This window comes from Nocardia mangyaensis (assembly GCF_001886715.1).
GTDB lineage: Bacteria > Actinomycetota > Actinomycetes > Mycobacteriales > Mycobacteriaceae > Nocardia > Nocardia mangyaensis.
The window spans coordinates 955,068-980,332 of sequence record NZ_CP018082.1 but is presented as its reverse complement, the minus strand read 5'-3'; the positions used below and the strand labels follow the sequence as shown (position 1 = coordinate 980,332).

Genomic DNA, 25,265 nt, shown 5'->3' with positions numbered 1-25,265 from the left:
CCTAGTACTGCGTACCGTGGGGATGTGCGTGACCATCTACCACCTGGCCTGCCGCCGGATCCCTTCGCCGGAGACCCCTCCGACCCGTCTGCCGCGCTCGATGCGATCGAGCCCGGTGAGCCGCTGGATCCTCATGAGCGCCTCGCGGTCGAGGAAGATCTCGCCGACCTCGCCGTCTACGAAGCCCTGCTGGCCCATCGCGGGATCCGCGGGCTCGTCGTCAGCTGTGAGGACTGTCGGCAAGATCACTACCACGACTGGGACATGCTACGAGCGAACCTGCTCCAGCTACTCGTCGACGGCACCGTCCGTCCCCACGAGCCCGCCTACGATCCGACGCCCGAGGCGTACGTCACCTGGGACTACTGCCGCGGCTATGCGGACGCCTCGATGAACGAGGCGTTCCACGGCGACGGATTCGACGGCTTCGACAGCTGAGTCCACCGGCTCGGCGCGCTCCACCCGCCACGTCACGCATGCGCGGGTGAGCTCGCACGGCCGAAACACCAGCACCGCCCAACAACAACGACGAAGGCCCCGAACCGGATCCGGTTCGGGGCCTTCGTCGTTGTTCGGAAGTTCAGGGAGTCGGCACGCCAGGGGCGGGCAGGATCGTCAGCGTCGGCGGTGCGGGGAGAGTCGGGGGCACCGACGGCGGCAACTGCTGTGAGGTCGGCACCACCGTCGGCACCGTGATGACCGGCGGCGGCTCGACGATGGTCGTCGGCGCCGTCGGCTTCACGGTGATCGGCGGTGTCGTCGGTGCGGGGGTGACCGGCGGCCCGGTCGGTTCCTCGGTCGGCGGCACGACCGGCGAGGTCTCCGGGCCCGGCGACTGCATGATCACCGGCGGTTCCGAGGTCGAGCCGTCCGGGGAGGTCGGCGCGGTCGGATCGGAGGTCCGCGGGTCCGGTCCCGGTGCCGGCGCCTGTGAGGGTGCGGCCGGATCGGGCTCGGCGGGCTTGGGCTCGGTCGGCTTCACCGGAGGCGGCGCGGGCAACTCGGTAGCCAGTTCGGGCGCGACCTTGACCAGCTGGTCGCGGATCAGATTCCAGCGGGCGATCAGATCGTCGCGCTTGCCCGAATCGTTGACCTGGCTCGCTGTGGCCGAAGCCTTTTCCAGTCTGGCCCTTGCCTGTTCGTTGTCACCCGCGGCGATCAGGTTCTGCGCGGCGACCAGATCGTCGTCGGCATGCTGCACGACCGTCGACTGGGCCTGTTCGCTGAACACGACCTCCTTGACCCGCCACAGCGGATCGCCGGGTGCCGCGCTGTAGGAGAACGCCGTGACACCGCCGAACACCACGGCCAATGCCGCGGCGGCCCCGAGAATGGGGCGGACCAGCCGGAGACGTCCGCGCGAGGAGGCACCGACGCGCACTTGCCGGGCGCCGATCTCCTGATTGACCGCCGCGAACACGGTGTCCAGATCAGGACCCGCGGGCATCGGCTCGGCCAACAGGTCGGCTCGCCAATCCGCGAGCAGCGACGCCAGCTGGAACTCCTCGGGGCTGTCGGTACGCACCGGTCCGTTGCTCGCGATCGCGTCGATCAGCGCATCGTCACTGCGCACCGCCGCAATGTCGATCGGACCGGAGTCACCGGCATCCTCGGCGGCTGAGGGACCGCTGTCGTGCGACCCACGCCAAACCTTCCGGTCGCCTCGACCGCGCTCGCCATCCCTAGCCATACATTTCACCTGCCCTCGCCACTTGTGACTTCAGTTTTGCGAGCGCCCTGTGCTGGGCTACTCGTATCGCCCCCGCCGTGCTGCCCACGGCGACTGCGGTTTCCTCTGCTGACAGACCCATGACCAGACGCAGGATCAGGATTTCCCGATGTTTCTCGGGGAGCGTGGCCAACAGAGTGTTCATCTGCCTGCTCGTCTCCGAGTCGAGAGCTCGCTGCTCCGGTCCCTGGTCGGTGGATATGACATCTGGTACTTCGGCCATCGCCTCCGCCTTGTTACGGGCGGCGTTGCGATGGGCGTCGGCGACCTTGTGCGAAGCGATCCCGTATACGAAGGCCATGAAGGGCCGACCCTGATCCTGATATCGGGGCAGGGCGGTCATCACAGCCAGACAGACCTCTTGCGCTACGTCGTCCGCGGAGAGCTGCCCGCGCTCCGCGGCACCGATCCTGGCGCGGCAGTAGCGGACCACCAACGGCCGGATCAGTTCCAGTACCCGAGCTAAAGCAGTCCTGTCGCCCTGCGCAGCCGCAGCGACGGCGAGGTCCAACTCTTCGCCCATATGCGTCATCGTCAGAGATTTTCCTGGCGTTACGAGTGGCGCGGTCGAATGTGACCGAGCTTCCACCGAAGGGGCGGAACGCGACCAACAATAGCGACCCGCCGATCGACCGCCAGCGACCGTGCACCCTTCTGTGCGAGCTCTCAGGAAGATCACTCGCGACGAGTCATGCACGGGGGCCGACGAAATCCCCGCCCAAGGCCCGGATTCGCGCGGCATGATCAGCGGCTTCACCGCCGGCGGCCGCGGACTCGGCGGGCGTGGCGACTCCGGCGCGCAACATCGCGGTGGCCCAGCGCAGCGGAAGCAGCGCGTGCTCGCGACAGTCGGCGTCGACCTGACGGGCCAGTTCCGCCGACCTGACCGTGTCGCCGGAGGCCGCGGTGGCCGCCGCGACGAGCAGAGCCGACTTCACCTGATGACGCACCGACGGCAGGGCCGCGGCGAGGTCGACCGCGATCCGCGCGTCGCGCAGCGCCGCCGCGGCAGCGCCGCCGGCGAGCGCGGTCTCCGCGCGCACCCAGTGCCAGCGCACCTCGGCGCGGGCCGGTGCCTCGGGCAGCAATGGTTCGACCCGGCCGAGCAGACGTTGAGCCAGGGCGAGACGGCCGGTGCCGAGCGCGTCGGCGGCAAGGCCCGTTAACGCGTCGGCGAGCGCTTCGGCGCGCGCCGGGCTGGCGGCCGCGAGCGCGGTCACCGCGGCGCGACCGTCGAAGGCCGTGGCGGCGGCGTGCCCGCCGAGCTGTCGCAACAGTGATCCGCGAGTGCTCTCGACCAGCGAGCGCAGGCCGGGATCGAGCCGGGTGCGGGCGAGTATCCCCAGGTCTGCCCGTGCGGCGGCATAGCGGCCCGTTCCACCCAGGGCGACCGCGCGATGCCACCGCGACAACGGGTCGGTCGGCTCGGGCAACTCTGCAGCGGCCAGGCCGGGAGTGTCACCGAAGGCTGTCGAAGCGAGTATTTCGGAACCGATATCCGCTAGTGAGGCCGTTGTCTGCACGGCGAGACTCTAGCCGCCAGCGGCCCGCCGCGGTTCCCGTGATGTATGCCGACGACCCGGTATCAGCTATCGGCCAGCTTTTCTTTCGCGCGCCGATGTTGCCATCAGGTAAATCTCCGACCGGGGATGCGCCGACCGCAAACTCTCGAATTCACATGCGTTTCGCGCAATTAACCTTCGCGCCCCGATTCCGCCATCTCGACACAGTCCGTTCACGGGGGTCGTTGTGATCCAGCACACTGTGCGACGCGCGGGCCGAGCAGGCCGAACATGGCCGCCGATGGCGCGACCTGGGAAAATGTCGAATGCCCTGGACGGCGGAGCGAACCCGATCCATAGCCAACCAGATAGTATGAACGGATCGGGCATGGAATGTAAACAGTGCGCAGGTTAAATTTCAGCGTTGCCGATTTGCGGAACCCCTGCGTCAAACTATTGACGGAATTTCCCGCGTGCACCTAACGTATCTCATCGCCACGGTCGGCGCCGCGCGAAATTGCAGCGACCATCCGCACGGCACTGTCAGGCACCGTCGAGCCGGCCACCTCAACGAGGCGGCGCGAAGACCTGCCGCACCACGTCGCTCGACAACGCTGACGAGCTCGCACCACAAGGAGTTCACCATGCCCATGCCCACCCACCTCCCCGGTCCGAACGCCGACGTCTGGGATTGGCAGATGCGTGGCTCGTGCCGCGGCCAGGACTCCGCCGTCTTCTTCCATCCCGACGGCGAACGCGGCCGCGCCCGCACCGCGCGCGAAATGCGCGCCAAGGAGATCTGCCGGGCCTGCCCCGTGCTCATGCAGTGCCGCACCCACGCTCTCAAGGTCAGCGAGCCCTACGGCATCTGGGGCGGCATGTCCGAGACCGAACGCGAGATGCACGCCCGCCGCAACCGGCGGCGCATGGCAGTCTGACCTGCACGGCAAATCCGTTCCCATCCGCCCGGCGTGGCGCGCCGAATCTCTAGCAAACAGCTGGCACGCGAATTCAGGCACCCCCGGCGGAGGGAGGTCATAGCCGCGGGCTACATTCGTGACCGATGACACAGAATGGGTTCCGAAGCGAAGCCTTCCCACCGAGCGTGGATTCTGCGGTTACCGCACGCGCGGCCGAAGGAGCCGAACTCGCCGCACTACTCGAACGATGTGGCGAGTCCGATCAACACGCCTTTGCCGAACTGTACGACCGGACGTCGGCGCGCGTCTTCGGCCTGGTCCTGCGGGTGCTCCACGACCCCGGGTACGCGGAGGAGACCACGCAAGAGGTCTATCTCCAGATCTGGCGCACCGCAACGAGTTTCGACCCCGCCAAGGGGTCGGCGGTGACCTGGCTGATGACGTTGGCGCACCGTCGAGCGGTCGACCGGGTTCGTGCCGAACAGGCCCACACCCAGCGCGAAGTCGCCTACGGGATCCGGGTTCTCGGCAACGAGTTCGACGAGGTCACCGAGGAGGTGGAACGCAGACTCGAACAGCAGGCCGTCCAGCGCGGGCTCTCGACATTGACCGAGACCCAACGCGAGGCGATCTCGCTCGCCTACTACGGCGGGCGTACCTACGCGGAGGTAGCTCAGCACCTCGGCATCGGTTTACCGACCGTCAAGTCCCGGATTCGGGACGGACTGACACGACTGAAGAAAAGTTTGGGGGTGACGTGAGATGAACGAAGCCCAGATCGATCTCGCGCACACCGTCGCGCTCGGATTGATCGACGACGAAGACCATCACGCGATCCAGACCATCATCAATTCCGAAGACCCAACTCTGTGTACCGAGTTCCTGCGAGAACTTCGCGACACCCGCGAAGCTCTCGCAGCGCTCTCGGACGCCACCTCGACCCCACCACCCCCCTCCCTGCGCACCCGCCTGCTGGCCGCCGTGAACACCGAGGAGCCCCCGCTGGCCATCTAGAGCAGGCGCACACAGACGAAAGGCCCCCAGACCGCACCAGCGATCCGGGGGCCTTCGAGACTCACTCAGTGCGAGTGGCCGTGGTGGCCGTGGTCGTCTTCGACCTCGACCGGCTTCTCCACGATGGCGCTCTCGGTGGTGAGGATCATCCGCGCGACCGAAGCGGCGTTCACCACGGCGGAGCGGGTCACCTTGACCGGATCGACGACACCGTCGGTGAGCAGGTCACCGTAGGTGAGGGTGGCCGCGTTGAAGCCCTCCTTGCCCTCGGAGACCTTGCTGACCACGACGGCCCCGTCGAGGCCGGCGTTGGTGGCGATCCAGAACAGCGGTGCCTCGAGGCCCTTGCGAACCACCTCGACACCGACGGCCTTGTCACCGGTCAGCGAGTCACGCAGCTCGACGAGCTCGCGCGCGGCCTGCACCAGCGCCGAACCGCCACCGGGGACGATGCCCTCCTCGACCGCGGCCTTGGCCGCCGCCACCGCGTCGTCGACGCGGTACTTGCGCTCCTTGAGCGCGGTCTCGGTGGCCGCGCCGACCTTGATCACCGCGACGCCACCGGCCAGCTTCGCCAGGCGCTCCTCGAGCTTCTCGCGATCCCAGTCGGAGTCGGTGGCCTCGATCTCGCGACGCAGCTGCGCACCACGCGCGGCGATGTCGGCCTCGGTGCCCGCACCGTCGATCAGCACGGTCTCGTCCTTGGTGACGACGACGCGACGCGCCTGACCCAGCTGCTCGATGGTGGCCTCGCGCAGGGTGACGCCGAGATCGGGGTTGATCACGGTGCCACCGGTGACGACGGCGAGGTCGTCGAGGAACGCCTTGCGGCGGTCACCGAAGAACGGCGCCTTGACCGCGACGGCCTTGATCGTCTTGCGGATGGAGTTGACCACCAGGGTGGACAGCGCCTCGCCCTCGACGTCCTCGGCGATGATCAGCACGGCCTTGCCGGACTCGGCGATCTTCTCCAGCAGCGGCAGCAGATCGGGCAGCGAGCTGATCTTGTCGCGGTGCAGCAGGATGTAGGCATCCTCGAGCACCGCCTGCTGGGTCTCGGGATCGGTCACGAAATAGGGCGAGAGGTAGCCCTTGTCGAACTGCACGCCCTCGGTGATGACGAGTTCGGTCTGCGTGGTCGAGGACTCCTCGACGGTCACGACGCCGTCCTTGCCGACGGTGGTCAGCGCCTTGCCGACCATCTCGCCGATCTCGGGGTCGCGCGAGGAGACGGTGGCGACCTGGGCGATGGCCTTGTCGCCGGAGACGGGGGTGGCCGCGGCGAGCAGCACCTCCGAGACCTTCTCGGCGGCCAGCGCGATGCCCTGGCCGAGCGAGATCGGGTTGGCACCCGCCGCGACGTTCTTCAGGCCGCCGCGCACGAAGGCCTGGGCCAGCACGGTGGCGGTGGTGGTGCCGTCGCCCGCGACGTCGTTGGTCTTGGTGGCGACGCTCTTGACGAGCTGGGCGCCGAGGTTCTCGAAGGGGTCCTCGAGGTCGATGTCACGCGCGATGGTGACACCGTCGTTGGTCACGGTCGGGCCACCGAAGGCCTTGGCCAGCACCACGTGGCGGCCACGGGGGCCGAGGGTCACCTTGACGGCGTCGGCCAGCTTGTCGACACCGCGTTCCAGAGCCCGGCGAGCCTTCTCGTCGAACTCGATCTGCTTGGGCATAGAGGATTCAGCTCCTGTGTAGGGGAACGCATTCCGCCCCGGGTCGGTGAACGACGCCGGGGCGGAACGCTGGTGCGGCGTTTGGCCTTACTTGGTGACGACGGCCAGGATGTCGCGAGCCGAGAGGATGAGGTATTCCCCACCCTGGTACTTGATCTCGGTGCCGCCGTACTTGCTGTAGATGACGACGTCGCCTTCCTTGACGTCGACGGGGATGCGGTCACCCTTCTCGGTGATCCGACCCTCGCCGACGGCGATGACGGTGCCCTCCTGCGGCTTCTCCTTGGCCGTGTCCGGGATGACCAGGCCGGAGGCCGTCGTCGTCTCGGCCTCGTTGGCCTGGACGAGGATCTTGTCCTCGAGCGGCTTGATGTTCACGCTCGCCACGTTGAGCCCTCCACTTTCAGGGGAAATTCGGTCGTCCGGAACTGTTGTCCCGGACCGGGTTTCGGTCAGCTTGCGACTCTGCGCGCAGATCCCGTCGTCGCGGGTGCCGGACTCCGAGCCCAGTAGTCGACTTGGCACAAGCACAGCTTCACCGTGCCGACTAGCACTCTATACGCGAGAGTGCCAGCGCTCAAGGCCGGGCTCTGCCAATGTCGCGTTTTCGACACGCCCACACTGGCCAGTGATCTTCACATCCCTTGTCACAATCTGTAACGTTCGAATAACAGGCTGTGACACTATTTGCATATCGTTCCATTCGAGATGGTCGGCCGTCGTGGAACCATCCGCTCGAAGGGAGGTGAACATGCGAACATCCCTCGGCATCTCCGCCGGGAACGAGGTGGTGTGCTCGGCGCTGGTCACCACCGGCCCCTCCGGTGAACGGAACTTCGACTATCGGGTCGTGTCCGCCGATGCCGCCCATTCCGATCTGGGTGATCTCGTGTCGTCCTCCATCGAGTTGATGACCACCCAGCTGCCCGTCTCCCAGGCCGCGAACTTCGGCGGCGAACCCCTCGGGCGCTACTCCACCGCCCACCGCCGCGCCGAGTCGACCCGCACGCGGCCGCCGACCAGCGTCGCCGTCGCCTACCGCGACAAGGAACAGGCGCAGGCCATTCGCGCGGCCACCGCCCGTCATCGTGATCTGCAGCTGGTCTCCGAGGGAACCGCGGCCCTGGCCTACTTGCGCGAGACCGGGCTGCTCGACCGTTACGCCACCGTCGCCGTGATCGACCTCGGCGCGACCGGACTCAGCGTCACCGTGGCCGACCGCACCGACGGCACCGTGCTGCACAGCGAACGCACGCCCACCCTCAGCGGCAACGCCATCGACGAGCTGATCTACCACCATCTCGTCGACCTGCACTACGCCCGCCGCGGCACCAGGCCCAATCGCGGCACGCTGACCACTCGTGGACGCGCCGCCAAGGAGCACCTGTCCATCGCACCCGCGGTCACCATCGATCACGTGGCCGGACAGCCGCTCAAGCTCACCCGTGCCGATTTCGAGGAGCTCATCGGCGGGCTGCTGCGCAATATCGCGCTGTTCTCCTCGTCGGTGTTCACCCGGGCGCCGAAGTACCCGGAGGCGGTCGCGGTGATCGGCGGCTGCGCCAACATCCCGTGCGTCATCGACACTCTCGAGTCCCGCCTCGAGGTCGAGGTACTCACCGTGCCCGACCCGGAAGCAGTGATCGCCAAAGGCGCGGCGTTGGTCGCCGATGCCGCGGCACCGTCGGCGCTGCAGGCCGCCGCGCTGGCCGATTCGTCGAACGGCACGTTCACCAAGGTGGCGGGCACGCTGGCGGGTGCGGTCGTGGTGGTCGGCCTGGTGATCGGTTACGGCGTGCAGGCCATCTCGCCCGACACCCCGGGCGTGACTCCGGCGGGCACCAGCAGCACTGTGCGTCAGCCGTCGTTACCCGTGGTGCCGCCGCAGGCACCGTCTCCCGAGAACCGCGAGAGCAACAACCGTCCCGGCGTGACCAACGTGCCGCCGGTCACCGAGGCACCCGCCCCGAGCACGGACGACCCGACCACCACCCAGCAGCCGACCACGGCACCGCCGACGAGCCCGCCGGGCACGTCCGGTCCGACGGCCCCCTCGTTACGTCCCGACCCGAATCTGCCGGAGATCCCCTACCCGGAATCGCCCCTCGGCCCGCTCGACAGCGGCTCCTCCCGCGGCCAGCAGCAGCGCCCCTCCACCCCGAACACCACCACCCCCACCCAGCGGCCCGCACAGAGTGTCCTCCCGGTCCCGCCCGCGGCGAGTACCCCGGACCCGACGCCGCTCCCCCCGGCCGACTAGCACTTCCCACCGACCAGCGTCGGCTTTCTTGGACCGACCGCTCTCAGCGTGTTCCGGCCAAACCCGCCAGCACAATGTCCAACCCGGCCAGGAACTCCCGTTCCGGCGAGATCTCCGCCGCGCCCATCGCGGTCCGCGCGAGCAAGGGGAACGCGGCGGCGGCGAGGTCCGCGAGCGCGGCGTCGGCCAGATCGTCGGAGGTCAGCGAGCGTGGGCGCGGCACGGGTTGACAGCGTATCGGTGGCCCGCACTGGAGGTAAGCGTACGAAGTACGCCTACGCCGTCACCGAGGCCATCGCCGCGACCGAACCGCACTGCGTGGTGCAGATCGTCGGGTGTTCTTCGAGGACGCGAGTCCGCGCTAGCCGCGCAGCGCGCTCACCGACACCGGCAGCCCGGGGTCGGTGGCCACGGTCAGCTCCGCCGGTTGCGCGCCCGCCGCGATGACGTGCGCGCCGAGGGCGGCGATCATCACGCCGTTGTCGGTGCACAGTCGCGGCTTGGGCACGCGCAGGGTCAACCCCGCTGTCGCGCACCGTTCTTCGGCGAGCGAGCGGATGCGGGAGTTGGCCGTGGCGCCGCCGCCGAGGACGATCGTGTCGACGCCGATGTCGGTGGCCGCGCGGACGGCCTTCATAGTGAGCACATCGGCCACCGCCTCCTGGAAGGACGCGGCGATGTCGGGGATGGGCAGCTGGTCGGGGGTGACGCCCTGGCGCTGGGCGGCCTCGACGTGGCGGGCGACCGCGGTCTTGAGGCCGGAGAAGGAGAAGTCGTAGCGGGCGTCGCGGGGGCCGGTCATGCCGCGCGGGAACGCGATCGCGCGCGGATCGCCCTCGGTCGCCGCGGCGTCGAGGGCGGGCCCGCCGGGGTAGCCGAGGCCGAGCAGCCGGGCGACCTTGTCGAAGGCCTCGCCCGCGGCGTCGTCGACGGTGGAGCCGAGTTCGGTGATCGGTTCGCCCAGGTCGGTGACCTGCAGCAGGTGCGTGTGTCCGCCGGAGACGAGCAACGCCACCGCGGGCGGCATCGGACCGTGTTCGAGCGTGTCGACCGCGACGTGCCCGCCGAGATGGTTGAGCGCGTAGAACGGCACATCCCAGGCCGCCGCGTACGCCTTCGCCGCGGCCACACCGACCAGCAGCGCACCGGCCAGACCGGGGCCGATGGTGACGGCGAGCGCGTCGGGCTTGCTGATCCCGGCCGTGGCCAGCGCGCGGCGCATCGCGGGCACGATCGCCTCGAGATGCGCGCGCGAGGCGATCTCGGGGACCACGCCGCCGAAGCGGGCATGCTGGTCGACGCTCGAGGCCACCTCGTCGGCGAGCAACTCGACCGAACCGTCCTCGTGCCTGCGCACGATGCCGACTCCGGTTTCGTCGCAGGAGCTTTCGATGCCCATGACGATCACGACAGCACCTCGTCCTGCCTGCCGCGCGCGGCCCATTCGTCGGCCGCGACGGTGAGTTCGGGGCGACGCATGGTGTACGCGTCGGCGCCACTGGGGTGGTAGTAGTTCTTGCGCAGCCCGATGATGTGGAACCCGTGCTTGGCGTAGAGCGCGATGGCGGGCGCGTTGTCGGTGCGGACCTCGAGGAACACCGGGCCGCCGCGTTCGGCCGCGGTCGCGAGCAGTGCCTCGAGCAGCAGGGTGCCGATGCCGCCGCGATGGCAGTCCGGGTCGACGCCGATGGTGTGCACCTCGGCCTCGGGGTGGGCGGCGTCACCGAGCAGCGCGATGCCCGCGTAGCCGACCATGCCGCCGCGCTCGTCGCGCGCGGTGATGTAGCGGTTGTGCGTGCCCGCCAGCTCCGACCGGAACGACACCGCCTGCCAGGGATCGTCCTCGGGGAACAGCAGGTGCTCGAGTTCGACGCAGCGGTCGATGTCGAACGGCGTCATCGGTTCGATCCGGTAGTCGGCCACGGTGCTCACGCCCCGGTCCGGTCGAGGGTGCGGAAGCTGTTCTCGACGGCATCGGGTCGACGCAGATACAGCGGCACCAGTGCCTCGGGCACGATCCCGGCCAGCAGCGCGGGCGCGGCGACGGCCACCAGTCCAGCGGGCGACGGCGTCTCGTTGGGCAGGACCGGGAGGTCGTAGTAGTCCACGTGCGCGGCCGATCCGGCGATGGCGGCGGCATCGCCCACCGGGACATCGACCGGGGCGTTCACCTCGGGGCCGGCCACCCGCGCGCCGTTCAGGTACTTCGCCCAGTACACCTCGCGCCTGCGCGCGTCGGTGACGACCAGCAGTTCGCCGGGATCGCGCTGCTCGCTCGCGGCATCGGCGGCGATGGCGTCCAGACTGCACACCCCGTACACCGGCAGGCCGAGCGCGTCACCGAAAGCGGCGGCGGTGGCCATCCCAACGCGCAGCCCGGTGAACGGGCCTGGCCCGATCCCGACCACGACCGCGTCCAACTCACCCCGGCTCACCCCGGCTTCGGTCAGGCATTCCAGGATCTGCGGAGTGAGGACTTCGGCGTGGGCGCGGGCGTCGACCTTCACGCGGGCGGCCAGCGTCGCCACGGCGGGCCGGGTGTCCGCGTCGGCGGCAGGTGACAGGTGCACCAATCCCGCTGTAACGGCGGGTGTCGCGGTGTCGACTGCTAGTACGAGCATGATTGGCTCAACAATACCGGGTGGTATCGCCGCCCGGCGCGCAGCTGTGCACGGTCGAGGGCCGGTTATTCGATCCATTCCCAGATCGCCGTGCGCACATCGGATTCCGGTTCCCGGGCGAGTTGCACACGCAGGTGTCGCTCGGCGAGGTGTTCGACAACCCCCTTGCCCCACTCCACGACGACCACCGCGTGCTGCAGATCGGTGTCGAGGTCGAGGGAGTCGAGTTCGTCGAGATCCCCGGCGAGCCGGTAGGCGTCGACGTGCACCATCGCCACGCCCGGCGCGCCGTCCGGGCGCGTGCCCGCCCGGTGCGCCCGCGCGATGATGAACGTCGGCGAGCTGACCCGGCCGATGACTCCGAGTCCCGCCGCGATCCCCCTGGTCAGCGCGGTCTTCCCGGCACCGAGGGGTCCGTCGAGGACCACCAGGTCCCCCGGTCGGAGAGTGGCGGCCAGTTCGCGGCCGAAGGCCTCGGTGTCCTCGACGGTGTCGAGCGTGCGCTGCTGCGGGTCAGCCACCGACGGCCTCCTCGTCGCCGACGGCGGTGATGCCCGCACCGGCCAGCAGCCGGTCGAGCGCCGCGAGGGTCACCTCGGGGAACTGCAGGTGCGGCATGTGCGCGCCCGGACCCACCCGGACCAGCTCGGCGCCGGGCAGTTCCTCGGCCAGCGCGCGGGAGTTGCCGAACGGGATCACCACGTCGTGCGCACCGCCGAGCACCAGCACCGGCAGATCGGCCAGCACCGGCAGCGCGGCCGACTCGTCGTGCAGTTCAATCGCTTTGAGGAACTTCTCGATGGTCGCGACCGGAGTGCGGTCGATCATCATCGTGGTGAACCGTGACAGCGTCGGACTCACCTGGCCGTGAAACGAGGTGACATGCAGCACCGGCGTCACCAGCTGCTTGCTCGCGCTCCGGCTGAGCTGCACCAGGGCGGGCGCGGTCCGCACCGCCACCCGGAACCCGTCGATCGCCGGATGCCGAAGCAGCTGCAGTACCCCCGTCGCGGTCACCTCGGCCGCGGCGGTACACAGCAGCCCGACCGCGACCACCCTGGTGGCGAACAGTTCGGGGAACCGCGCGGCCGCCGCGAGCACCGCCATCCCGCCCAGCGAATGCCCGACCAGCACCACCGGACCGCTCGGCGCGCACTCGCGCAGCACGGCGGCCACATCGCGGCCGAGCTGGTCGACGGTGCAGCTGTCGGTACTCGGCGTACCGGAGCGGCCGTGCCCGCGCAGATCGAAGAACACCATCCGCACCCTGGTACCCCACTGCCGGGCCAGGTCGCGGCGCTGGAAGTGGAACGACTCCATGCTGTTGCAGAAGCCGTGCACGAAGAGGATGGTGACCTCGGCGGTGTCGTCGCCGAAGGTCCTGGTGGCCAGGGACACACCGTCGTCGGCGAGCACCACGCCCGGTTCGTCCTCATCGATCAAGGCGAAGTTCTCGTCACGGAACTCGTCGCGTTCGGCGGGCCACAGCACACGCGCGCCGATGCGGCGCAGCGTGTGCGCCACGGCCAGCGCGCCGAGGACCCCCGCGGTCGCCAACCCGCCGCGCCGGATCACCGTGCGCCGGGTCATCGGCCGGTGCCCACGTAGCGGCGCGAGGCCCGGCCCCGCGGCGAGCACACGATCTCGTAGTCGATCGTGTCCAGCAGCCTGGCCCAATCGAGTGCGTGCGGGTGCCCGGCGCCACCCCCGAACAGCACCGCCCGGTCACCCGCTCGCACGCCGCCCGGGTTGTCGCCGAGGTCAACCATGAACTGGTCCATGCACACCCGACCGACATTACGGTGCCGACCCCCGCCCAACCAGACATCGAAACGCCCACTCAGCGAGCGGAATACACCGTCGGCATAGCCCGCCGGGATCAACGCGACGGTGGTGTCGCGCGGGGCGATCCAGCGATGCCCATAGGACACGCCTTCCCCCGCGGCCACCCGCTTCACCAGGGTCACCTCGGCCTGCAGCGTCATCGCGGGCCGCAACCCGAAATCGCCGAGCTCGGGAATCGGCGAGAGCCCGTAGACCGCGATGCCGGGGCGGACGAGGTCGAAGTGCAGGTCGGGCCTGGTCAGCGTGGCCGCCGAGTTCGACAGATGCACCAGTTCGGGTTCGAGTCCGTGCTCCTTGGCCTGCGCGATCGCCTCGACGAAGCGCTCGCGCTGCCGGTCCAGCACCGGATGGCCCGGTTCGTCGGCATGCGCGAGATGGGAGAAGATCGCCCGGAACCGCACCACCCGCGCGTCGACCAGGGCCCGTAGAGCGGTGAGGACCTGTGGATACTCCGCGGTCGACACCCCGTTGCGATTGAGCCCGGTGTCGACCTTGAGCGTCACCGTCGCGGTACGCCCGGTGACCGCCGCCGCCCGCTCCACCGCCCGCAATTGCGCCAGCGAGGACACCCCGATCTCGACATCGGCGGCGATGGCGGCCGCGTAGTCGGCATCGAGGATGTTGAGCCAGCACAGAATCGGCGCGGTGATCCCCGCCGCCCGCAAGCTCAGCGCCTCGGCAACGGTGGTGACCCCCAACTCGGCCGCCCCCGCCCCCAGCGCGGCGCGCGCCACCTCGACCGCGCCGTGGTTGTAACCGTCGGCCTTCACCACCACCATCACGGCAGCACCCTGCGCGTACTCACGCAGCACCCGCACGTTGTGGGCGATGGCATCCAGATCGATGACAGTCTCCACTTGCGCATTCACGCTCCCGATCCTGCCAGGACTCGCACTGTTCACGGCACCGGGGGCCGTGGCCGCGACGCCCGGATCTCCCGGAGCGATCCCCCGGCCTGGCACCAGGGTCAGCCTTGGTCTCCCAGGGCACGGAGTACCCGCACGGCAGGGCGAACATGCGCCAGCAAGGGCGACGCCGAGATGGGCGCGGCGGCAGGCGCGTCCGCGTGGGCGGCCAGGTTCGCCGCCAACGCGTGCACTCTGGCAGCGGCCGCGGCCGACCACGCCGCGGGCCGACCGGCTGCGAGCAGTGCCCCGAGAATCCCGGCGAGCACATCCCCTGCCCCCGCGGTCGAGGCCCATGAGCCGCCCGCGTCGTTGACCAGGGTCGTCTGCCCCGGCGCGGCGATGATCGTCGCGCGTCCCTTGAGCAGCACCGTCACCCCCCACCGCTCGGCCAGCGCGCGCACCGAGGCCACCCGGTCGGCACCTGGTGCGGCGCCGGTGAGACGAGCGAACTCTCCAGCGTGGGGAGTCAGCACCGTCACCGCGGACCGGTCGCGCACCAGCGCCGGTTCGGCGGCCAGCAGCGTGAGCCCGTCGGCATCGACGAGCACCGGCAGATCGGTGGCCAGGAGCTGGGCCAGCCGATCCCTGGCGTCGGCGTCGGTACCGGCGCCCGGCCCGAACACCCAGGCCTGCACCCGACCGGTCTCCGAAACGGTCTGGCTGGCGATCACTTCCGGGAACTTCGCCAGGACCTCGGCATCGCTGCCGACATACCGCACCATTCCCGAGGTCGCCGCCACCGCGGCACCCGCGCTCAGCACTCCCGCCCCCGGATACTTCGCGCTGCCCGCGCACACGCCCGTCACCCCCTGGCTGTACTTGTCGTCATCCGGCCCCGGAACCGGCCAGCGCGCACCGATTCCCGCCGGATCGAGCTGCGCCAACCGCGGCTCCGGCAACGACAACCCGATCGGCACCAACACGATTCGTCCACAGTGCGGCACGGCCAGTGCGTGCACCGGCTTGTACGCACCGAAGGCCACCGTCACCGTGGCCCGCACCGCGGGGCCGTCGACGGCGCCGGTATCGGGGTCGACACCACTGGGCAGGTCGGCGGCGACGATCGGCACATCCAGCGCGGCAACGATTTCCGCCGCCGCCGGTCGCAGCGGTCCGCGGCCGGAGATACCGACGATCCCGTCGATCACCAGATCCGGGTGCTCGAACCGCTCGACCACGCGCCCACCGGCCGCGCGCAGGGCCGCGAGCCCTTCCCGGTGCGCGCGTTCGGGATTCGACAACACCGCGTGCACCGCCACCCCGCGCCGACGCAGCAACGCCCCCGCCCAGAGCGCGTCACCCCCGTTGTCACCCGACCCGACCAGCAACCCCACCGTCCGACCCGCCACCCCCCCGGTCAGCGCGCGCAATTCCTCGGCAACGATCGTGGCCAGCCCGTACGCGGCCCGCCGCATCGGCATCCCCGCAGGCACGCGGGTGAACAGTTCCGCCTCCGCCGACCGCACCTCGTCGGCGGTGAAATAGCCACGCCGATCCGACATCGTCGCCTCCCGGCCGCCCGCGCGGGCCAGGACCGGTCCGCGATCGTTCGCAGACTACGCTGCAGACCCATGTCGATGGTTCGTCACCGCGCCGCCTCCGCCCGGGTCCTCACCGGATTCGTCGTGGCCGCCACCCTGTTCACCGCCGGTTGCTCCGGCGACTCCGGCGACTCCGCGTCCACCACCCGCACGCCCCGCCCGGTCACCACCACGACCACCCAGACCCCCACCGGCCCCATCGCCCTGACGGTCGACGTCAGCAACATGAAGTACTCCCCCGCCGACGCCACCGTCAAGGTCGGCGAGACCGTCACCTGGAAGTTCTCCGACAAGGCCCCCCACAACGTCCAGGGCATCGGAGACAAGGCCATGGGCCTCAACAGCCCCATCATCGACCGGGGCGAATGGTCCTACACCTTCACCCAACCCGGCACCTACCGCTACATGTGCACCCTCCACCCCGACATGCGCGGCACCATCACTGTGTTGGATTGAGCGCTGGCGCGCTCGAGTTCGCGCCCCGGCGGTCCCGCCGATCAGGCACCGTGGCTTGCTCCTTCGTCGCGTACGCCACGGCGCCTGATCGGCGGGACGGGCGCGAACCGCCGACTGCGTCGGCGGACCCTCCTCGAGGTCGGGTCGTGCGGGGCTGGGTTGGGTGGTGAGCGTCGGGCGCGGGCCGGGGCCTGGCCGACCGGGGCGGGGGCGGGGGCGGGGGCGCTACTCGACGGTGACGGACTTGGCCAGGTTGCGGGGCTTGTCTACGTCGTAGCCTCGGGCCTGGGCGATCTCGGCGGCGAAGACCTGCAGCGGCACTGTCGACAGCAGGGGCTGGAAGAGGGTGGGGGCGGCGGGGATTTCGATGAGGTCGTCGGCGAAGGGGCGGACGGTGTCGTCGCCCTCTTCGGCGATCACGATGGTGCGGGCGCCGCGGGCCTGGATCTCGCGAATGTTGCTGAGCAGCTTGGAGTGCAGCACCGCACGCCCCTTGGGGGACGGCATCACCACGATCACCGGCAGGCCCTCTTCGATCAGCGCGATCGGGCCGTGCTTGAGCTCACCGGCGGCGAAACCCTCGGCGTGCATGTAGGCGAGTTCCTTGAGCTTGAGCGCACCCTCGAGCGCCACCGGGTAGCCGACATGGCGACCGAGGAACAGCACGGTCGGCACGTGGGCGAGTTCGCGCGCGATGGCCCGCACCTGCGGTGCGGTCTCCAGCACCTGGGCGATCAGCTTCGGCATCTGTTCGAGCTCGGCGAACTCACGCGCGACCTCGTCGGGGTACTTGGTGCCACGCGCCTGGGCCAGCGCCAGACCCACCAGGTAGTTGGCCGCGACCTGCGCCAGGAACGCCTTGGTCGAGGCGACACCGATTTCGGGACCGGTGCGGGTGTAGATGACGGCGTCGGACTCGCGCGGGATCTGCGCGCCATTGGTGTTGCAGATGGCGAGCACGCGCGCCTTCTGATCCTTGGCGTGCCGCACCGCCTCCAGCGTGTCGGCGGTCTCGCCGGACTGCGAGATCGCCACCACCAGCGTCGACCGGTCGAGCACCGGGTCGCGATAGCGGAACTCACTGGCCAGTTCGACCTCCACCGGCACCCTGGTCCAGTGCTCGATCGCGTACTTGGCCAGCAGACCCGCGTGGTAGGAACTGCCGCAGGCGACGACGAACACCTTGTCGAACTCGCGCAGTTCCTGATCGGTGAGGCGCTGCTCGTCGAGGACGATGTGCCCGCCCTTCTCGTCGACGACGAAATGCCCGATCAGCGTATCGGCGACGGCGGTCGGCTGCTCCTCGATCTCCTTGAGCATGAAGTAGTCGTGGCCGCCCTTCTCGGCGGCGGCCAGATCCCAGTCGATGGTGAACGGCCTGCTGGCCACGCCCTCGGTATTGCCCGCGAAATCGGTGACGGTGTACCCGTCGGCGGTGATCACCACGGCCTGGTTCTGCCCGAGCTCGACCGCTTCGCGGGTGTGCTCGATGAACGCGGTGACATCGGAGGCGATGAACATCTCCCCCTGGCCGACCCCGACCACCAGCGGCGTCGACTGCCGTGCCGCCACGATCGTGCCCGGATGATCGGCATGGGTGAAGACCAGCGTGAACGCGCCCTCCAGTCGCTGCAGCACCGCCAGCGCGCTCGCGGTGAAATCACCCGCGGTCGGCCCGTCGGCATACGCGCGCGCGACCAGATGCACCGCGACCTCGGTATCAGTGTCGCTGAGCAACTCGATCCCCGCGGCCTCGAGCTCATGGCGCAGCGGCGCGAAGTTCTCGATGATCCCGTTGTGGACGACGGCGAACTTGCCGGAGACATCCCGATGCGGATGCGCGTTGCGATCGGTCGGCGCACCGTGGGTCGCCCACCGGGTGTGCCCCATGCCGCTGGTCCCGGCGAAACGCTCGGCCCCCGCCTCCGCCAGCTCGGCTTCCAAATTGGCCAGTCGCCCGGCCTTGCGCTCGACCGCCACCGCCCCGTTTCCGTCGAGAATCGCCACCCCCGCGGAGTCGTAACCGCGATACTCCATGCGACGCAACGCGTCGACGACAACGCCGAGCGCATCCCGGTAGCCCACGTAGCCCACGATTCCGCACATGGTCCACCACCCTACTGATCGGATACCCTTCTCGCCGTGTCGGTGTCTCTGAAGTCGCTCCTCAGCACCCTGTCCGCGCGCGGCCCCCATCGGGTGCTGCGCGGAAACCTGGGGATCGCGGGCCAGCCGGGTGTCGTGTACACCCCGGAGTCCGGGCTGAACCTGCCCGCTGTCGCCTTCGCGCACGGCTGGCTGACCAGCGCCGAGAACTACAAGAGCCTGCTCGAGCACGTCGCCTCGTGGGGGTTCGTGGTCGCCGCGCCCGATACCGAACGCGGTCCGATTCCGTCACATCTGGACCTCGCCGCCGACCTGCTCACGACACTCGACATCGTCAGCAAGGTCCGGCTCGGTGACGGCACAATCAGCGTGCACCCCGACCGGCTGGCCCTGGCCGGACACGGTATGGGCGCCGGTGTCGCTGTCATCGCGGGCGCCCAACGCCGAGTCGGCGCCGTCGCCGCGCTCTACCCGGCACCCACCGCGCCCGCCGCGGAGAACATCGCCCCCCAGCTCGACATCCCCGCCCTGATCCTGGCCGGTACCGAACTCGACTCCGTCAACTCCAACGCCCGCGACCTCGCGACCGCCTGGGCGGGCCCGTCGATCCTGCGCCGCGTCGACGGCGCCTCCAACAACGGCATCGTCGAAGGCCGCCGCCTCTTCGCCGCTCTCGGTGCGGGCCGCTACGAGCACAAAACCGAACGCACCACCCGAGCCCTGCTCACCGGTTACCTCCTCAACACCCTCCTCGGCGAGAAGACCTACGCCCCCTTCGCCGACCCCGACGCCGAAATCCCCCACTCCACCGTCGTCGACCCCACCGCCGAGGTCGAGGTCGAAACCCCGAAGCTCTCGATCGGCACGGTCGCCAAACTGATCAAGGGCTGAGTTCAGACCAGCCAGCTCTTGCGGCGGTAGTACTCCGACTCCGGGTCGTCGTCATCGTCGTAGGCCGAGACGACGTTCTGGGCGCGTCGCGCCGCCGCGGCGCGGGCGATCGCGTCGCGCTGTTCCTGTGCCTCGGCCGCCAGACGAGCGCGTTCGGCCTGCTCCTGTTCGGCCGCCAACCGTTCGCGCTCGGCTTCCGCCTCGGCCGCCAACCGCAGTTCCGCCAGGCGCGGACCGGTCTCCTCGTCGTGTAGGCGGTCACGTTCGGCGGTGGCGCGATTGATCTCGTCGAGTTCGTAGCGCAGCATCGACGCGCGGCGATCGTGCTCGTCGAAGATCTGCTCGAGATCGCGCAGGACACTCATCGGCACAACTCCTCAACAGATGAACGGTCGATCACAACGGACCCGCTTCGGCCAGCTCGGCGCCGGTGTCGACCGGCTCCTCGGCACCGCCGGTCGGTAGCGACTGCGGTGTGTGCTCGCCGTCCTCGGCCCGCTTGCCGCCACCTGGCACGGACGGAACACCTGTCCCCCCGGTGCCTTGCGGCGGCTCGCCACCGGTGGCGGGCGCCTCGCCACCGGTACCGCCCGTGGGCGCCGCGTCGCCGGTGGCCGCGGGGGGCTCCTCAGCCTTGGCGGGCTCCTCAGGCTTATCGGTCTCCTCAGGCTTGCCGGAATCCTCGGGCTTGCCGGAATCCTCGGCGTCCTCCGGCTTGTCGGCGCCATCGGTCTGGATCACCGGCGTGCCGTCCGGGCCGATGGTCACGCGGTACTCCTGCGATTGACCGTCGGCTCCGGTGACGACCATCGCGAGGGTGCCGTCCTCACGCATCTCGAATTTGACGTTGTTGCCCGCGAGATCGAACTCCGCCGAGGCGTTCTGCACGGCCTGCAGGGCGTCGAGCTGACCGTCACCGTCGGCGTCGAGCAGCGACTGCACCCCCTCGACGGCGTTCCCGATGCCGTCGTTGACCGCGGAGGTGATCGTGTCCATGTTCTCGCCGAGCGCGCTGGCAGCGGTGGTCAGCAGTGAGGTGGCGGCGGTGGTGGCAGCGCTGATCGCCTCGCTCAGGGTGTCGTCGGTGTCGGTGGCCGGGGTTGTGGTCACTGGCGTCGTAGCGGCCGGTGTGGTGGCGGCCGGTGTGGTGGCGGCCGGCGTGGTAGCAGCAGGCGTGGTCGTAGCCGGCGTGCCCCCAGGGCCGTTGCCGTTGCCCTCGCCGTCGCCACTACCCTTGTTGTCTGTGGTCACGACACCGGCGGGCCGCGGATACGGGTCACTGTCGAGCGCGTCGGTCGCCGCCTTCAACGCCGTGTACGCCTGTCTGACGGTGGTATCGGTGGTCGAGCACATCGAGACGAAGTTCGCGAGCTTGCCGTCGAAATCCGGCTTGAACGTTTCCTTCAACCAGTTGTCGGCTTGCCACTTGTTGAACAGTAGGTAGTCGCCGTAGGCCCCGAAAGTGGCGCCGGTCAATATCGCGTTGCCGACACCACCGGTATCCGTATCCTCGATGAGCTCGTCGATGTCCGCAGGTGACTTGCCACCGACCTGCACCTGGTGGCCACTGACGAGCGCTTTGACATGATCCGCCTTCTGGCTGACCGCGTTTCGCAATCTGACCGTCGCAAAAGCGAACGCCGACACGGCGGTGTCAAGCTTGACGCAGTCCTCCGCGGCGGCGGTCAACTGCTGCCCCAGCATGGTCGAGGCAGCCTCCGCCGCCTGCCCACTGCTCCACACCGTCGCCATCTTCTGCGAAAGCCCTTGCTGGACCGCTAATTCGGCATTGCCCACCTTCAGGGCGTTGTCCAGCGCCTCGGCGGTGTTGGCAAGCTTGTCCAGGTTCATCCCGCGCTGCTCATCGTACTTGGCGCAAATGGATTCCTCGGACTCACTGCAGCTACCGAAAGCCTTGACGTATCGGGGCAGCAACTGGATGAAGTACTGCAGCCCGGTCGCACCATCATCGAGGATGGCATCGGCGTTGCGGCCGTGGATGGATTGGTTGTTCACCTTGGTGGCCATCAGCGCACCTCACCGGTCTGCGCGTCCACGTCCATCACACGTTCTCCCCGGCCTTGCTCGTATTCTTCGCGTTCTCGGTATCGGTATTGGAGTAGGCGAGCGAGGATGCCCCCACACCGTCGCCGATCGCGGTTGTCGCCGAACTCCAGTTGTTCAACCACGCGACCGCGATCTCGAGCCCCTCCGCGACGCTCTTCCCCTCCTGAGCGTATTCGCGACCCGCGTCACCCGCACCGAACGAGTTGTCGGTGATCCGCTTCACCGTGTTCGCCACCGTGGCGCCCGAGATCTTCAGGTCGTTGCCCAACTGCCCGAGCTCACCCGTCTGCACGCCCAGCGTGTTCGAGTACCCCAAGTCCGTCCCCTCCGTTCCGGATCCTGCCGCCGCCCTCCACCGCCCGGAAGACCGCCTGTCTATTTGGACGCGCGCGACGCCGAATCGGTTCCACCGGCCACACGACGAACATCGCCGCGATCGGATTCGATCACAGCGACGGTCTCGTTCGCTACTTTCCCAGCGAGCCCTGGTCGGTCCTGATCCACTCCGAGGTCCCGTCGGGATGACGGCGGTATTCCCACGCCGCGTAGTCACCGTCCTCCTCGACCACGGTCACGTGATCGGCCAGGCCGTCGTTGTCGTAGTCCGACCAGATCCGGGTGCCCTCGTCATCGCTGCTGGTGCTGGTGTCGAGGATGCCGTCGCCGTCGATGTCCTGGGAGGGATGGTGCAGTTCGACCGGGCCGAGGCCGCCGAGCGGGGTGTGGGCGTCGATGTCGGGCAGGCCGAGGCCGGGGATCTCGCCCGAGGTGACCATGGCTCCTCCTGAAAACGGAAACTCGCGGATGACGGCGGCGGTCTCCACCATCTTGTCATCCGCGAGTGGCCGTCGGGGCTCTCGGGCGCTACTTCTTGGGGATGATCAGCCACATCGCCAGGTAGATCAGGAACTGCGGGCCGGGCAGCAGGCAGGAGGCGACGAAGACCAGGCGGACGATGTTGGCGTTCCAGCCGAAGTACTCGGCCAGACCGCCACAGACGCCGGCGATCCACTTGTCGCTGGTCGAACGGGTGAGGCGGCGAGCGGGGGCAGTCATGGTTGGTGCCTTTCCTGTCGGGCGGTGATATCTCCACTGTGCCGGTCCACACCCGGTGCCCGCATCGGTCGACAGACCCATCCGCACCCTGATTTCGGCCGGGCCCGGCCTCAGGGTCGGACCCCGAGAAGGGCAGACTCTTCGAGGTGAGCACGACATTGCAAGCGACCGGTCTGTCCGCCGGGCACGCCGAACGGACCCTGTTCGCCGACCTCGACTTCACCCTCGCCCCCGGCGACGTGATCGGGCTGGTCGGGGTGAACGGCGCGGGCAAGTCGACGCTGCTGCGGATGCTGGCCGAGCGCGACCCGGGCGACGGCACGATCACGCTGAGCCCACCGGATGCCACGGTGGGCTACCTGGCGCAGGAACCCGAGCGCGTCGACGGCGAGTCGGTGCTCGAATTCCTCACCCGGCGAACGGGAGTCGCGCACGCCCAGCAGGCGATGGACGCCGCGGCGGAACGCCTCGGCGACGGAGGTGAGGACGACTACTCCCCCGCGCTCGAACACTGGCTCGCCCTCGGCGGCGCCGATCTGGACCAGCGCGCCGAGGAGGTGGCCGCCGACCTCGGGCTCATCGACGGCCTTCCCGGTGGTCTCGACACCCCGATGACCGGCCTGTCCGGCGGCCAGGCTGCCCGTGCGGGGCTGGCCTCGGTGCTGCTGTCCCGGTTCGACGTCCTGCTGCTCGACGAGCCGACCAACGATCTCGACCTCGACGGCCTCGACCGGCTCGAACGCTTCGTCACCGGGGTCAGGGTGCCGCTGATGGTGATCAGCCACGACCGGGAGTTTTTGGCGCGCACCGTGAATCGGATCCTGGAATTGGATCTGGCCCAGCAGCAGGTCGGCCTCTACGACGGCGGGTACGAGGCGTACCTGGCCGAACGCGAGATCGCCCGCAAGCACGCCCGCGAGGCCTATGACGAATTCGCCGACACCAAGGCGGGTTTGGAGGCGCGCGCGCAGATGCAGCGCAACTGGCTCGAGCACGGCGTACGCAACGCGCGTCGCAAGGGCAAAAACGATTCCGACAAGATGGGCCGCAAGACCCGCGCCGAATCCACCGAGAAGCAGGCGGCCAAGGCCCGCCAGACCCAGCGTCGTATCGAACGTCTCGACGTGGTCGAGGAACCGCGCAAGGAGTGGGAGCTGCGAATGCAGATCGCGACCGCTCCCCGCAGCGGCGCGGTGGTGGCGACGGCGGTGAACGCGACGGTGCGCCGCGGCGAGTTCACCCTCGGCCCGGTCACCACCCAGATCGACTGGGCCGACCGGATCGTGCTCACCGGCGCCAACGGTTCGGGCAAGTCCACGCTGCTCGGACTGCTGCTCGGCAAGATCGCGCCCGATTCCGGTTCGGCCGCGCTGGGGTCGGGCGTGCACATCGGCGAGGTCGATCAGGCGCGCGGGCTGTTCCGCGGTGCCGCACCGCTGGCCGAGACCTTCGGCGCGGCGATGCCCGACTGGCCCGACGCCGAAATCCGCACCCTGCTGGCCAAATTCGGCCTGCGCGGCCCACACGTGAACCGCGCCTGCGACACCCTGTCCCCCGGCGAGCGCACCCGCGCCGCGCTGGCCCTGCTGCAGGCGCGCGGGGTGAACCTGCTCGTCCTCGACGAGCCGACCAACCACCTCGACCTGCCCGCCATCGAACAGCTCGAGCAGGCGGTCGAATCCTTCACCGGCACATTGATTCTGGTTACGCATGACCGCCGGATGCTGGATTCTGTCCGAGCGACGCGCCGCTGGCACATGGCGGCCGGGTTACTCACCGAGAGCTAGGACACCATGGAATTCACCCTGGGAATCGATACGCGGATCACCCTGCTCGGCACGGGTCTGATCTTCCTGAGTGCCCTGCTGCTCGGCGCGTGGAAATACCACGGCATCCGCACCTCGCCCAGGGGCGCCGCGCACGTCTACGTCGACATCGCCCACCGCGCCGCGCTGCTGTACGCCTTCGCCGGGGTATTGCTCGCGGTGTTCACCGAGCTCAGCGCGTGGCCGACGGCGGTCAACCTGATCGCCGACCTGGTGATTCTCGCGTTCTTCGTCGGCGCGATCGCCAGCTACGTCCTGCACGGCGCGCGCCGCGACACCACCAACCAATTCCGCGGCCGGATCCCCGGCGCGCTGCGGCTGTCGATGTACGGGTTGATCGCCGGGGAGGTCGGCGGCTTCCTCGTCCTGTTCAGCGGTTTCCTCGCGGGCCAGTTCTGATCAGTAGGACCGCGCCACGACGGTCAGGGGCGCGCCGAACAAGTCGATGTCGGAGCCGAGTTTGGCCCCGACCAGCCCGGCCGCTCCGGTGACACCGAGGACGAGCAGCACCGCGACCAGCGAGCGCGTCCGCCGGGTCCGCGGCGGACGGAACGTCGAAGTCGGTTCGGCGATCGGCTCGTAGGGGTCGACCGGCTGACCATAGCCCTCGTCGCGGATCGGCACCGTGTGTGAATACCCCTGCGGCACGTCGCGGCAGCCCGGCCGACCGCAGGCTCCACCACAGCGATGCGGCGGATGCTGCTCGCCGTATTCGTACGGATACTGGTTCTGATCGCGGTAATTGTGCGCAGGCAGCGGCGACACCATGAGCGGCCCCCTTCGAATCGTGCTGCGCGCCAAATCATCCGGTGCGCCGAGCAGCACACGCGCCACGGGCACACAGGTC

Annotated in this window: 29 protein-coding genes; 9 read left to right on the top strand and 20 right to left on the bottom strand. The window is 69.2% G+C overall.

Annotated elements, in window-relative coordinates; genetic code table 11:
- The first annotated feature begins 24 nt into the window (after positions 1-24).
- A complete protein-coding gene (locus tag BOX37_RS04435) occupies positions 25-438 on the top strand; it encodes a DUF5319 domain-containing protein (protein ID WP_011207424.1) in 414 nt (137 codons plus the stop codon).
- 142 nt (positions 439-580) lie between these two features.
- Here the strand turns inward: BOX37_RS04435 and BOX37_RS04430 are convergent, their stop codons facing one another.
- The 3 genes from BOX37_RS04430 to BOX37_RS04420 form a co-directional block, all read right to left on the bottom strand.
- A complete protein-coding gene (locus BOX37_RS04430) occupies positions 581-1,573 on the bottom strand; it encodes an anti-sigma-D factor RsdA (protein WP_084759417.1) in 993 nt (330 codons plus the stop codon).
- 109 nt (positions 1,574-1,682) lie between these two features.
- Positions 1,683-2,261 carry a sigma-70 family RNA polymerase sigma factor gene (locus BOX37_RS04425; RefSeq protein WP_071926515.1) on the bottom strand — a complete coding sequence of 193 codons (579 nt, stop codon included), beginning with the start codon at positions 2,259-2,261 and terminating at the stop codon, positions 1,683-1,685.
- A gap of 157 nt (positions 2,262-2,418) precedes the next feature.
- The gene (locus tag BOX37_RS04420) at positions 2,419-3,252 is read right to left on the bottom strand and encodes a hypothetical protein (RefSeq protein ID WP_156910262.1); all 834 of its coding nucleotides are present in this window, start codon (positions 3,250-3,252) and stop codon (positions 2,419-2,421) included.
- 623 nt (positions 3,253-3,875) lie between these two features.
- Here BOX37_RS04420 and BOX37_RS04415 point away from each other — a divergent pair.
- The 3 genes from BOX37_RS04415 to BOX37_RS04405 all read left to right on the top strand — a co-directional run bounded on the left by BOX37_RS04415 (position 3,876) and on the right by BOX37_RS04405 (position 5,165).
- The gene (locus tag BOX37_RS04415; protein WP_022567299.1) at positions 3,876-4,169 is read left to right on the top strand and encodes a WhiB family transcriptional regulator; all 294 of its coding nucleotides are present in this window, start codon (positions 3,876-3,878) and stop codon (positions 4,167-4,169) included.
- 125 nt (positions 4,170-4,294) lie between these two features.
- Positions 4,295-4,912, top strand: a complete 618-nt coding sequence (locus BOX37_RS04410) for a sigma-70 family RNA polymerase sigma factor (RefSeq protein WP_420811578.1) — start codon at positions 4,295-4,297, stop codon at positions 4,910-4,912.
- 1 nt (position 4,913) lies between these two features.
- On the top strand, positions 4,914-5,165 hold the full coding sequence (locus BOX37_RS04405) for an RskA family anti-sigma factor (RefSeq protein WP_071926513.1): 252 nt from the start codon (positions 4,914-4,916) through the stop codon (positions 5,163-5,165).
- A gap of 65 nt (positions 5,166-5,230) precedes the next feature.
- Here the strand turns inward: BOX37_RS04405 and groL are convergent, their stop codons facing one another.
- Together groL and groES are read right to left on the bottom strand one after the other, a co-directional pair.
- The gene (gene groL / locus BOX37_RS04400) at positions 5,231-6,841 is read right to left on the bottom strand and encodes a chaperonin GroEL (protein ID WP_071926512.1); all 1,611 of its coding nucleotides are present in this window, start codon (positions 6,839-6,841) and stop codon (positions 5,231-5,233) included.
- 87 nt (positions 6,842-6,928) lie between these two features.
- Positions 6,929-7,228 carry a co-chaperone GroES gene (groES, locus tag BOX37_RS04395; RefSeq protein ID WP_019045169.1) on the bottom strand — a complete coding sequence of 100 codons (300 nt, stop codon included), beginning with the start codon at positions 7,226-7,228 and terminating at the stop codon, positions 6,929-6,931.
- Between the two features lie 364 nt (positions 7,229-7,592).
- Between groES and BOX37_RS04390 the strand changes: the two genes are divergently transcribed.
- Positions 7,593-9,101 carry an Hsp70 family protein gene (locus tag BOX37_RS04390; RefSeq protein ID WP_071926511.1) on the top strand — a complete coding sequence of 503 codons (1,509 nt, stop codon included), beginning with the start codon at positions 7,593-7,595 and terminating at the stop codon, positions 9,099-9,101.
- Between the two features lie 43 nt (positions 9,102-9,144).
- Here the strand turns inward: BOX37_RS04390 and BOX37_RS04385 are convergent, their stop codons facing one another.
- From BOX37_RS04385 to BOX37_RS04350, 8 genes are all read right to left on the bottom strand, one after another.
- A complete protein-coding gene (locus tag BOX37_RS04385; RefSeq protein WP_071926510.1) occupies positions 9,145-9,324 on the bottom strand; it encodes a hypothetical protein in 180 nt (59 codons plus the stop codon).
- 138 nt (positions 9,325-9,462) lie between these two features.
- Positions 9,463-10,509, bottom strand: coding sequence for a tRNA (adenosine(37)-N6)-threonylcarbamoyltransferase complex transferase subunit TsaD (gene tsaD / locus BOX37_RS04380; RefSeq protein WP_084760627.1), 1,047 nt, complete (start codon positions 10,507-10,509; stop codon positions 9,463-9,465).
- Positions 10,506-11,000, bottom strand: coding sequence for a ribosomal protein S18-alanine N-acetyltransferase (gene rimI, locus BOX37_RS04375; RefSeq protein WP_071931178.1), 495 nt, complete (start codon positions 10,998-11,000; stop codon positions 10,506-10,508). Before rimI ends, tsaD begins: the two co-directional genes overlap by 4 nt.
- A gap of 29 nt (positions 11,001-11,029) precedes the next feature.
- Positions 11,030-11,722 carry a tRNA (adenosine(37)-N6)-threonylcarbamoyltransferase complex dimerization subunit type 1 TsaB gene (gene tsaB / locus BOX37_RS04370; protein WP_071926508.1) on the bottom strand — a complete coding sequence of 231 codons (693 nt, stop codon included), beginning with the start codon at positions 11,720-11,722 and terminating at the stop codon, positions 11,030-11,032.
- Between the two features lie 65 nt (positions 11,723-11,787).
- Positions 11,788-12,243: a tRNA (adenosine(37)-N6)-threonylcarbamoyltransferase complex ATPase subunit type 1 TsaE gene (gene tsaE / locus BOX37_RS04365; RefSeq protein WP_071926507.1), complete on the bottom strand. Its 456-nt coding sequence runs from the start codon at positions 12,241-12,243 to the stop codon at positions 11,788-11,790.
- A complete protein-coding gene (locus BOX37_RS04360; protein ID WP_071931176.1) occupies positions 12,236-13,312 on the bottom strand; it encodes an alpha/beta fold hydrolase in 1,077 nt (358 codons plus the stop codon). The genes tsaE and BOX37_RS04360 overlap by 8 nt, the downstream gene beginning before the upstream one ends.
- Positions 13,309-14,445 (bottom strand): alanine racemase, encoded by a 1,137-nt coding sequence (alr, locus tag BOX37_RS04355; RefSeq protein WP_420811609.1) that lies wholly within the window; start codon positions 14,443-14,445, stop codon positions 13,309-13,311. Before alr ends, BOX37_RS04360 begins: the two co-directional genes overlap by 4 nt.
- A gap of 89 nt (positions 14,446-14,534) precedes the next feature.
- On the bottom strand, positions 14,535-15,977 hold the full coding sequence (locus tag BOX37_RS04350; RefSeq protein ID WP_071926506.1) for an NAD(P)H-hydrate dehydratase: 1,443 nt from the start codon (positions 15,975-15,977) through the stop codon (positions 14,535-14,537).
- Between the two features lie 69 nt (positions 15,978-16,046).
- Here BOX37_RS04350 and BOX37_RS04345 point away from each other — a divergent pair, with 69 nt between their 5' ends.
- Positions 16,047-16,472 (top strand): cupredoxin domain-containing protein, encoded by a 426-nt coding sequence (locus tag BOX37_RS04345; protein ID WP_084759416.1) that lies wholly within the window; start codon positions 16,047-16,049, stop codon positions 16,470-16,472.
- 225 nt (positions 16,473-16,697) lie between these two features.
- On the opposite strand, the gene glmS is transcribed toward BOX37_RS04345, so the two are convergent.
- Positions 16,698-18,578: a glutamine--fructose-6-phosphate transaminase (isomerizing) gene (glmS, locus tag BOX37_RS04340; RefSeq protein ID WP_071926505.1), complete on the bottom strand. Its 1,881-nt coding sequence runs from the start codon at positions 18,576-18,578 to the stop codon at positions 16,698-16,700.
- Between the two features lie 36 nt (positions 18,579-18,614).
- On the opposite strand from glmS, the gene BOX37_RS04335 reads away from it, so the two are divergent.
- Entirely contained in the window at positions 18,615-19,469 is an 855-nt protein-coding gene (locus tag BOX37_RS04335) for a dienelactone hydrolase family protein (RefSeq protein WP_071926504.1), read from the top strand.
- A gap of 2 nt (positions 19,470-19,471) precedes the next feature.
- Here BOX37_RS04335 and BOX37_RS04330 read toward each other — a convergent pair whose 3' ends face one another.
- From BOX37_RS04330 to BOX37_RS04310, 5 genes are all read right to left on the bottom strand, one after another.
- A complete protein-coding gene (locus BOX37_RS04330; protein WP_071926503.1) occupies positions 19,472-19,834 on the bottom strand; it encodes a hypothetical protein in 363 nt (120 codons plus the stop codon).
- Positions 19,835-19,865: 31 nt separating this feature from the next.
- Entirely contained in the window at positions 19,866-21,497 is a 1,632-nt protein-coding gene (locus BOX37_RS04325; protein ID WP_071926502.1) for an ICP22 family protein, read from the bottom strand.
- A 34-nt stretch (positions 21,498-21,531) separates the two neighbouring features.
- A complete protein-coding gene (locus tag BOX37_RS04320) occupies positions 21,532-21,852 on the bottom strand; it encodes a hypothetical protein (protein WP_156910261.1) in 321 nt (106 codons plus the stop codon).
- A 151-nt stretch (positions 21,853-22,003) separates the two neighbouring features.
- Positions 22,004-22,312 carry a DUF6802 family protein gene (locus tag BOX37_RS04315; RefSeq protein WP_071926500.1) on the bottom strand — a complete coding sequence of 103 codons (309 nt, stop codon included), beginning with the start codon at positions 22,310-22,312 and terminating at the stop codon, positions 22,004-22,006.
- An 88-nt stretch (positions 22,313-22,400) separates the two neighbouring features.
- Positions 22,401-22,592, bottom strand: a complete 192-nt coding sequence (locus tag BOX37_RS04310; protein ID WP_071926499.1) for a PspC domain-containing protein — start codon at positions 22,590-22,592, stop codon at positions 22,401-22,403.
- A 200-nt stretch (positions 22,593-22,792) separates the two neighbouring features.
- On the opposite strand from BOX37_RS04310, the gene BOX37_RS04305 reads away from it, so the two are divergent.
- A complete protein-coding gene (locus tag BOX37_RS04305) occupies positions 22,793-24,379 on the top strand; it encodes an ABC-F family ATP-binding cassette domain-containing protein (protein WP_420811608.1) in 1,587 nt (528 codons plus the stop codon).
- A 6-nt stretch (positions 24,380-24,385) separates the two neighbouring features.
- Complete coding sequence (locus BOX37_RS04300) at positions 24,386-24,817, top strand: hypothetical protein (protein WP_071926497.1); 432 nt, start codon at positions 24,386-24,388, stop codon at positions 24,815-24,817.
- Here the strand turns inward: BOX37_RS04300 and BOX37_RS04295 are convergent, their stop codons facing one another.
- Positions 24,818-25,186 carry a hypothetical protein gene (locus tag BOX37_RS04295; RefSeq protein WP_071926496.1) on the bottom strand — a complete coding sequence of 123 codons (369 nt, stop codon included), beginning with the start codon at positions 25,184-25,186 and terminating at the stop codon, positions 24,818-24,820.
- Positions 25,187-25,265 lie beyond the last annotated feature (79 nt).

Bases quoted from the DNA above. Each gene is read 5' to 3' on its own strand.
- BOX37_RS04425 (WP_071926515.1), bottom strand. From the start codon at position 2,261: ATGACGCATATGGGCGAAGAGTTGGACCTCGCCGTCGCTGCGGCTGCG.
- BOX37_RS04415 (WP_022567299.1), top strand. From the start codon at position 3,876: ATGCCCATGCCCACCCACCTCCCCGGTCCGAACGCCGACGTCTGGGAT.
- BOX37_RS04410 (WP_420811578.1), top strand. From the start codon at position 4,295: ATGACACAGAATGGGTTCCGAAGCGAAGCCTTCCCACCGAGCGTGGAT.
- BOX37_RS04405 (WP_071926513.1), top strand. From the start codon at position 4,914: ATGAACGAAGCCCAGATCGATCTCGCGCACACCGTCGCGCTCGGATTG.
- groL (WP_071926512.1), bottom strand. From the start codon at position 6,841: ATGCCCAAGCAGATCGAGTTCGACGAGAAGGCTCGCCGGGCTCTGGAA.
- BOX37_RS04390 (WP_071926511.1), top strand. From the start codon at position 7,593: ATGCGAACATCCCTCGGCATCTCCGCCGGGAACGAGGTGGTGTGCTCG.
- rimI (WP_071931178.1), bottom strand. From the start codon at position 11,000: ATGACGCCGTTCGACATCGACCGCTGCGTCGAACTCGAGCACCTGCTG.
- tsaB (WP_071926508.1), bottom strand. From the start codon at position 11,722: ATGCTCGTACTAGCAGTCGACACCGCGACACCCGCCGTTACAGCGGGA.
- BOX37_RS04360 (WP_071931176.1), bottom strand. From the start codon at position 13,312: ATGACCCGGCGCACGGTGATCCGGCGCGGCGGGTTGGCGACCGCGGGG.
- BOX37_RS04350 (WP_071926506.1), bottom strand. From the start codon at position 15,977: ATGTCGGATCGGCGTGGCTATTTCACCGCCGACGAGGTGCGGTCGGCG.
- BOX37_RS04345 (WP_084759416.1), top strand. From the start codon at position 16,047: ATGTCGATGGTTCGTCACCGCGCCGCCTCCGCCCGGGTCCTCACCGGA.
- glmS (WP_071926505.1), bottom strand. From the start codon at position 18,578: ATGTGCGGAATCGTGGGCTACGTGGGCTACCGGGATGCGCTCGGCGTT.
- BOX37_RS04330 (WP_071926503.1), bottom strand. From the start codon at position 19,834: ATGAGTGTCCTGCGCGATCTCGAGCAGATCTTCGACGAGCACGATCGC.
- BOX37_RS04325 (WP_071926502.1), bottom strand. From the start codon at position 21,497: ATGGCCACCAAGGTGAACAACCAATCCATCCACGGCCGCAACGCCGAT.
- BOX37_RS04315 (WP_071926500.1), bottom strand. From the start codon at position 22,312: ATGGTCACCTCGGGCGAGATCCCCGGCCTCGGCCTGCCCGACATCGAC.
- BOX37_RS04310 (WP_071926499.1), bottom strand. From the start codon at position 22,592: ATGACTGCCCCCGCTCGCCGCCTCACCCGTTCGACCAGCGACAAGTGG.
- BOX37_RS04300 (WP_071926497.1), top strand. From the start codon at position 24,386: ATGGAATTCACCCTGGGAATCGATACGCGGATCACCCTGCTCGGCACG.
- BOX37_RS04295 (WP_071926496.1), bottom strand. From the start codon at position 25,186: ATGGTGTCGCCGCTGCCTGCGCACAATTACCGCGATCAGAACCAGTAT.